This is a genomic window from Hymenobacter coccineus (assembly GCF_001816125.1).
Taxonomy (GTDB): Bacteria; Bacteroidota; Bacteroidia; order Cytophagales; family Hymenobacteraceae; genus Hymenobacter; species Hymenobacter coccineus.
Genome location: NZ_MDZA01000129.1, coordinates 1 through 6,329, shown reverse-complemented (window position 1 = coordinate 6,329; position 6,329 = coordinate 1). Strand labels below are relative to the sequence as shown.

The window sequence follows — 6,329 nt, the reverse complement described above, 5'->3', positions numbered from 1 at the left end:
TCGAATTATGCGCTGGTCTGGTTCCTGCTGAGCACGCTGGTACTGGTGGGGATGGTGTTTCTGGTGTTGTTCGTGGCGCTCATTAGCTGGATGCGGCCGCAACTGCGCCAGCTCTACAACCTGCCCACGGTGCACGACACCTGGAGTGGCCGGGTGCTGGGCCTGCTGGTGGGCGACGCCCGGCTGGTGCGCGGCGAGTACCGCGATGAGGTGCTCGACCACGACTACGACGGCATCCACGAGTTTGACAACGACCTGCCGCCGTGGTGGAAATGGGGTTTCGCCTTCACGGTGGTGTTCGCCCTGAGCTACGTAACCTACTACCACGTAGCGCGCAAGGGCCAGTTGCAAGGGGCCGAGTACGCCGCCGAAATGCGGCAAGCCGCGCTCTTTGTACCCGTCGGCGGCGACGACCCCAACCAGGTCACGACCTACGCCGCCCTCACCGCCCCGGCCGACCTAGGCAGCGGCAAATCCATTTTCGCCACCAACTGCGCCCCCTGCCACGGGGCCAACGCCGAGGGCAAAGTGGGCCCCAACCTCACCGACGAATTCTGGCTGCACGGCGGCGGCGTGAACAACCTCTACAAGACCATCAAGTTCGGCATCAACGGCAAGGGCATGGTGGCCTGGAAAGGCAAGCTCTCGGGCAAGCAAATGCTGCAAGTGGCCTCCTACGCCCTCAGCCTGCAAGGCTCAAAACCCGCCAACCCCAAAGCGCCGCAGGGCGAAAAAGAAGCCGCCGGCAAGCCGGTGGCCAAGCTATAGATACCCCGGCCAGGCGGCTAGCGCCGACGGCCCTGCTCACTATTCCTTTTCAACGCTCTGATGCCCACTATCCAGCCCAAACCCGATGCTTCGTACCGCGACTCGCTCTCGACGATAGGCGCGGCGGGCGAGCGGGTGTGGCTCTACCCTAAGAAGCCGTCCGGGCGGCTCTATGATTATCGCAAGTGGCTGAGCTACGGTTTTTTGGCAGTGCTGTTTGCGGGGCCCTGGCTGCGCATTCACGGGTTGCCGGTGCTGCTGCTAAACCTGCCGGCGCGCCGGTTTATCATCTTCGGGCAGATTTTCTGGCCCCAGGATTTCTTCGTGCTGCTGCTGGCCACGCTCACGTTTCTGGTGTTCATCATCCTGTTCACGGTCGTGTACGGGCGCGTGTTTTGCGGCTGGGTCTGCCCGCAAACCATCTTTTTGGAGCTGGTATTCCGGCGCATCGAGTACTGGCTGGAAGGCGACGCCCCCCAGCAAAAAGCCCTCGATAAGCGCGCGCTGGACTGGGACAAGCTGTGGCGCAAAACCACCAAGCACGTACTATTCGCGGGGATTTCCTTCTTGATTGCCAACACGTTCCTGGCCTACATCATCAGCACCGAGGCGCTGCTGCGCATCATCACCGACGCGCCCACGGCCCACCTAGAGGGGCTGGCCACGATGGTATTGTTCACGGGCGTGTTCTACGCCGTGTTTGCGCGGTTTCGCGAGCAGGTATGCACCATTGTGTGCCCCTACGGCCGCTTGCAGGGCGTGCTGCTCGACCAGGACAGCCTAGTGGTCGCCTATGATTACCAGCGCGGCGAGCCGCGCGAAAAGCGCCGCAAAAACGAAGTGCGCACCGCCGGCGACTGCATCGACTGCCACCAGTGCGTGCAGGTGTGCCCCACCGGCATCGACATTCGCGACGGGGCCACCCAGCTCGAATGCACCAATTGCACGGCCTGCATCGACGCCTGCAACAGCATCATGGACTTGGTTCAGTTGCCCCAGGGCCTCATTCGCCACGCCTCAGTCAATGGCATTGCCACGGGCACCAAGTTTCGGCTCACGGGCCGCGTCAAGGCGCTGTCGGGGGTGCTGGGGGTGTTGGCTGTGGTACTCGTCGGCCTGCTGGCCTCGCGGGCCAACGTGGCGGCCACGGTGCTGCGCACGCCGGGTCAGCTGTTTCAAAAAACTGACCACGGCACCATTACCAACCTTTACAACATCTCGCTGCTCAACAAAACCAACCAGCCCTACCCCCTCACCCTGCGGGTGCTGGAGCCCGCCGACGGCCACATTGCGCTGGTCGGCACCGATGGCCTGCAACTGCCCGCCCAGGGCATCACGGAGGGCGTCTTTTTTGCCGAGCTACCCCGCACGGCCCTGCACACTACCAACCAGAAAATCCGCATCGGCATCTTCAGCCAGGGCCTATTGATAACGGAAACCGATACCAAATTTCTGGGGCCCAGCCAATAGCATTTTCCGATTTGCCAGCGCTAGCCGGCCGGCGGCCACTTTTCATCTTACCTCATGTCTACGCAACGCAACCTGTGGCCCTACGCCATCATTGCCACGTTCGTGCTGTTTGCCAGCTACATCGGCTACATGGTGCAGCAGGCCATGCGCACCGAGGTAGAACTGGTGAGCCCCGATTACTACAAGCAGGAGCTGGCCTACCAGCAGCGCATGGAGTCGGTGGCCCGCACGGCCGCCCTGCCCGCCCCGGTGCAAGTGCGCTACGAGGCCGCCGCCCAGCGCCTGACGCTGGAACTGCCGGCCGCCCTCGCCGGCCCCGGCGTGCGGGGGCAGGTGCACTTCTTCCGCCCCTCCGACCAAAAACTGGATTTTGTGCTTCCGTTTGTGCCTACCGGCCAGCCGGCCCGGCAGCTGCTCAGCACCGCCCGCCTGCGGCCCGGTCACTGGCGGCTACGGCTGGATTTTACGGCCGGCGGCCAGGCATATTTTATGGAAGAAAAGCTTTCTATCTAACTGATGGCGTGACCGGTGACGGCAGCGCTTTCCTCCTATGCTGTGGGCTGGTTTTTTATTTGGGTTGCTGGGCAGCTTCCACTGCGTGGGCATGTGCGGGGCCATTGCGCTGGCGCTGCCGGGCGCGGGCGGGCCGCGCTACGTAGCCGGGCGCGTGCTCTACAACCTAGGCCGCGTGAGCACCTACGCGCTGCTGGGCGCGGCGGCGGGGGCCCTAGGCCAAGGCCTGCGGCTGGCGGGCTGGCAGCAAGGGTTGTCGCTGCTCTCGGGCGGGCTGATTTTGCTGCTAGTCGTGACGCCTGAGCGCTGGCTGGGCCGGGCGGCAGGTACGCTGGGGCTGGCGGCAGGGCTAAGCCGGGTGAAAACGCAGTTGGCCTATTACTATCAGCGGCCGGGGCTGGGGGCCCTCTACACCACTGGCCTGCTCAACGGGCTGCTGCCCTGCGGGCTCGTGTATTTGGCCCTAGCCGGGGCCCTGAGCGCGCCGGGCGTGGGGGGCGCGGCGGCCTACATGGGCCTGTTTGGCCTGGGCACGCTGCCGCTGATGCTGGCCCTCTCGCTCAGTGGGCAGCTGGTGCCGCTGGCCTGGCGGCAGCGCCTGCGCCGAGCCGTGCCCGTGACGGCGCTGGCGCTGGCGGGGCTGTTCATTTTGCGGGGGCTGGGGTTGGGTATTCCCTACGTGAGCCCGGTGCTGGGCGCGGGCTTGGGGGCCACCTCTGGAAAAACTGCGCGCCAGCCGGCCACGGTGCACTACTGCCACTGAGGACTAGGTACCGGTCAGCCAGCGCGCGCCGACCGACCAGTACCTGGCCTCCTGAAAAGTAATTGAAATATTGATTATCAATAAATTATCATCAAGCGTCCTTCTCATCATGCCGACGGCCCTGCAAACCATTCTCGTTCCCATCGACTTCACCGCCGCCTCGGAAGATGCGCTGGTGTACGCCAACAAGCTCGCCGTGCGCCTGCCCGCCGAAATCTTGCTGGTGCACACTGGCACCGGCCCCGGCCTGCCGCCCGACGAGCGCGCCGCGCTGCTGCGCCGCCTCGAAGCCCTGGCCGAGCGCCTGCGCTACCAGCAGCTCACGCGCCAGAGCGGCCGCCGCATCAATTACTTCTACCACGTGGCCGCCGAGCCGCTGGCCGCCTGCCTGCAAGTGCTGGTGACTGGCTACTGCGCCGACCTAGTGGTGACGGGCCAGGCCCTGCTCGACTGCGCCGCGGCCGGCGCGGCCGGTGCGCCCCTGCTACTGCTGCCCGAGCGCGTGAGCTGCCCGGTGCTGGTGGTGCCGCCCGGCTACCCCGAGCTGCCCGGCCGCCTCGTGGTGGCCGGTGATTTTGCCCGCCTCGGCGGCGCGCAGCTCGCGCCCCTGGCCGCCCTGGCCCGCACGGCCCCGGCGCATTTCGACCTGGTGCAGTTTTACCCGCCCACCAGCGCGGGCCTCGTGCCCCTCAAAAAGGCGTTGCGGGCCGCCTGCGCCCACCTGCCCGGCGCCACTACCCACCTGCTACCCGACGACGACGCCCTGGAGGGCCTCAGCGAGTTTTGCGCCCGCCAGGGGGCCCAGCTGCTGGTGCTGGGCACGACCGACGGCTGCCTGGTGCGGCGCTTCTTTAATCCCCACTACCGCCAAACCAACGCTTTCCACCTAGGTATTCCGGTGCTGCTGCTGCCCACCAGCACCCTGCCCACGGCCGCCTGCTGCGCCAATTGCAGCCTGCGCCAGGCCGCCGAAGCCCGGCTCGTGGCGCAACCTTCCACGGTAACATTTTAGTTACCAATGATTAGTGAACCCACCCTGGCGACTACCACCGCCCGCGCCACCGTCGAGGCCTGGATGCGGGAATTTCAAAACTGGCTGTGCCAGCAGCTGGAGCGGGCCGACGGCGCCGCTACCTTTCAGGAGGACCAGTGGGCGCACGCGGGTGGCGGGGGCGGGCGCACCCGCGTCATCCTGGGCGGGGCGGTGCTGGAAAAGGGCGGCGTAAATTTTTCGGCCGTGCGAGGTGAGTTGGGCGAGGCCGCCGCCCGCCAGCTGCTGCTGCCCGATACCCGCTACTTTGCCACTGGCGTGAGTGTGGTGCAGCACCCGCGTAGCCCCCACATGCCCATTTCGCACCTGAACGTGCGCTACTTCGAGGCCGGCAACGGCGAGGCCTGGTTCGGCGGCGGGCTGGATTTGACGCCCGTGTACGTAGATGAAACCCAGGCCCGCTGGTTTCACACCCAGGTGCGGGCCGCCTGCGACCGCCATGACCCGACCTACTACCCCCGCTTCAAGCAGTGGGCCGACGAGTACTTCTACCTGCCCCACCGGCAGGAAACGCGCGGCGTGGGCGGCATCTTTTTCGACCGGCTCACGGTGGGCGTGGATGGGTCGTTCGACGAGCTATTCGCCTTCGTGCAGGACGTGGGCGAGGTCTACGGCCGCACCTACTCCGCCCTGATGCGCCAAAACCGTGCGCTACCCTACACCGCCCGCGAGCAGCAGTGGCAGGCCGTGCGCCGCGGCCGCTACGCCGAGTTCAACCTGGCCCTCGACCGCGGCACCAAGTTCGGCCTCGAAATCGGCGGCCGCACCGAGAGTATTCTGATGAGCCTGCCGCCCCAGGCCGCCTGGGTCTATAATCTCACGCCCGCCCCCGGCTCGCCCGAGGCCGCCACCCAGGCCTGGCTGCGCCAAGGCGTAGCGTGGACTGAGTAGGCTGCCAGCTTTGTTATTGGCAATGCAATTACTTGATGCTCAGAACTTAACTAGCTCTTCCAAAGCAAATAGCTCCGTTAGGGCGGCGGCCAGCTGGTCGGCCTCACCGCGCTGGCAGGCGGCTTTGAGCTGCAACACGGGCAGCTTGAGAAACTTCTGCGTCAGGGCTTTTGTGACTTCCTCTACCCGCCGGGCTTCGGCGGGGCTCAGGGGGGGTAGGCGGCTGATTTCCTGCTGGCGCAGCTGCTCCAGGGTACTTTTTAGCTTTTGAATGGTGGGCGATAACTGCATTTCGCGGCTGCGGTCGCGCAGGTCGGCCAGGCTGTCGGCGATGATGGCGCGCACCTGCGGAATGGCCGCCACCCGGCCGGCCAGCGCCGCGGCGGCTTTGCGCTGAATGTCGTCGATATTATACACCAGCACGCCTGGCACGGCCTCGACCGCCGCCGCCACGCTGCGCGGCACCGCGAGGTCGATAAAAAATTGGTGGTGCAGGTTGTGGAGCCCCGCTACCAGCGCCTGCGTGAAAACCGGTGTGGGCGCGGCCACGGCCGAAATCACCACGTCGGCCGCCCGCAGGCCCTCCGCTAAGTCGTTGAAATCGAGCACTGCCAGCTGGTATTCGGCCGCCAGGGCCTGGGCCAGCGCGGGCGTGCGGTTGCAGAGCGTGACCTCGGCAAAGCGCTTGCTTTTGGCGAAGTGCCGGGCCACGTCGGCCCCCATTTCGCCCAGGCCCACCAGCAGCACGCGCGGCCGGTCGAGGGCGGCGGTGAGCTCGGCCACCAGCTCCAGCGTGGCCGACGAGGTGGAAGCGGCCCCGTCGCGGAAGGCCGTTTCCTGGTGCACGCGCTTGTGGGCCGCAAACACGGCGTG

The 6,329-nt window shown here is 66.0% G+C and carries 7 protein-coding genes; 6 read left to right on the top strand and 1 reads right to left on the bottom strand.

All coding sequences use genetic code 11. The features are described from left to right. The 6 genes from BEN49_RS09525 to hemF all read left to right on the top strand — a co-directional run. Nucleotides 1-768, top strand: a 768-nt coding sequence (locus BEN49_RS09525) for a cbb3-type cytochrome c oxidase N-terminal domain-containing protein (RefSeq protein WP_125916676.1), incomplete at its 5' end; no start/stop codon positions are given. Nucleotides 769-828: 60 nt separating this feature from the next. Continuing rightward, complete coding sequence (ccoG, locus tag BEN49_RS09520) at nucleotides 829-2,238, top strand: cytochrome c oxidase accessory protein CcoG (RefSeq protein ID WP_070742790.1); 1,410 nt, start codon at nucleotides 829-831, stop codon at nucleotides 2,236-2,238. Nucleotides 2,239-2,292: 54 nt separating this feature from the next. After that, nucleotides 2,293-2,751 (top strand): FixH family protein, encoded by a 459-nt coding sequence (locus BEN49_RS09515; RefSeq protein WP_070742789.1) that lies wholly within the window; start codon nucleotides 2,293-2,295, stop codon nucleotides 2,749-2,751. Nucleotides 2,752-2,788: 37 nt separating this feature from the next. Next, nucleotides 2,789-3,514: a sulfite exporter TauE/SafE family protein gene (locus tag BEN49_RS09510; RefSeq protein ID WP_070742788.1), complete on the top strand. Its 726-nt coding sequence runs from the start codon at nucleotides 2,789-2,791 to the stop codon at nucleotides 3,512-3,514. A 109-nt stretch (nucleotides 3,515-3,623) separates the two neighbouring features. Further along, nucleotides 3,624-4,526 (top strand): universal stress protein, encoded by a 903-nt coding sequence (locus BEN49_RS09505; RefSeq protein ID WP_070742787.1) that lies wholly within the window; start codon nucleotides 3,624-3,626, stop codon nucleotides 4,524-4,526. A gap of 6 nt (nucleotides 4,527-4,532) precedes the next feature. Beyond that, a complete protein-coding gene (hemF, locus tag BEN49_RS09500) occupies nucleotides 4,533-5,456 on the top strand; it encodes an oxygen-dependent coproporphyrinogen oxidase (RefSeq protein WP_070742786.1) in 924 nt (307 codons plus the stop codon). Between the two features lie 39 nt (nucleotides 5,457-5,495). Here the strand turns inward: hemF and BEN49_RS09495 are convergent. After that, nucleotides 5,496-6,329 (bottom strand): glutamyl-tRNA reductase (locus BEN49_RS09495; RefSeq protein WP_070742785.1); only part of this gene is annotated, 834 nt, incomplete at its 5' end.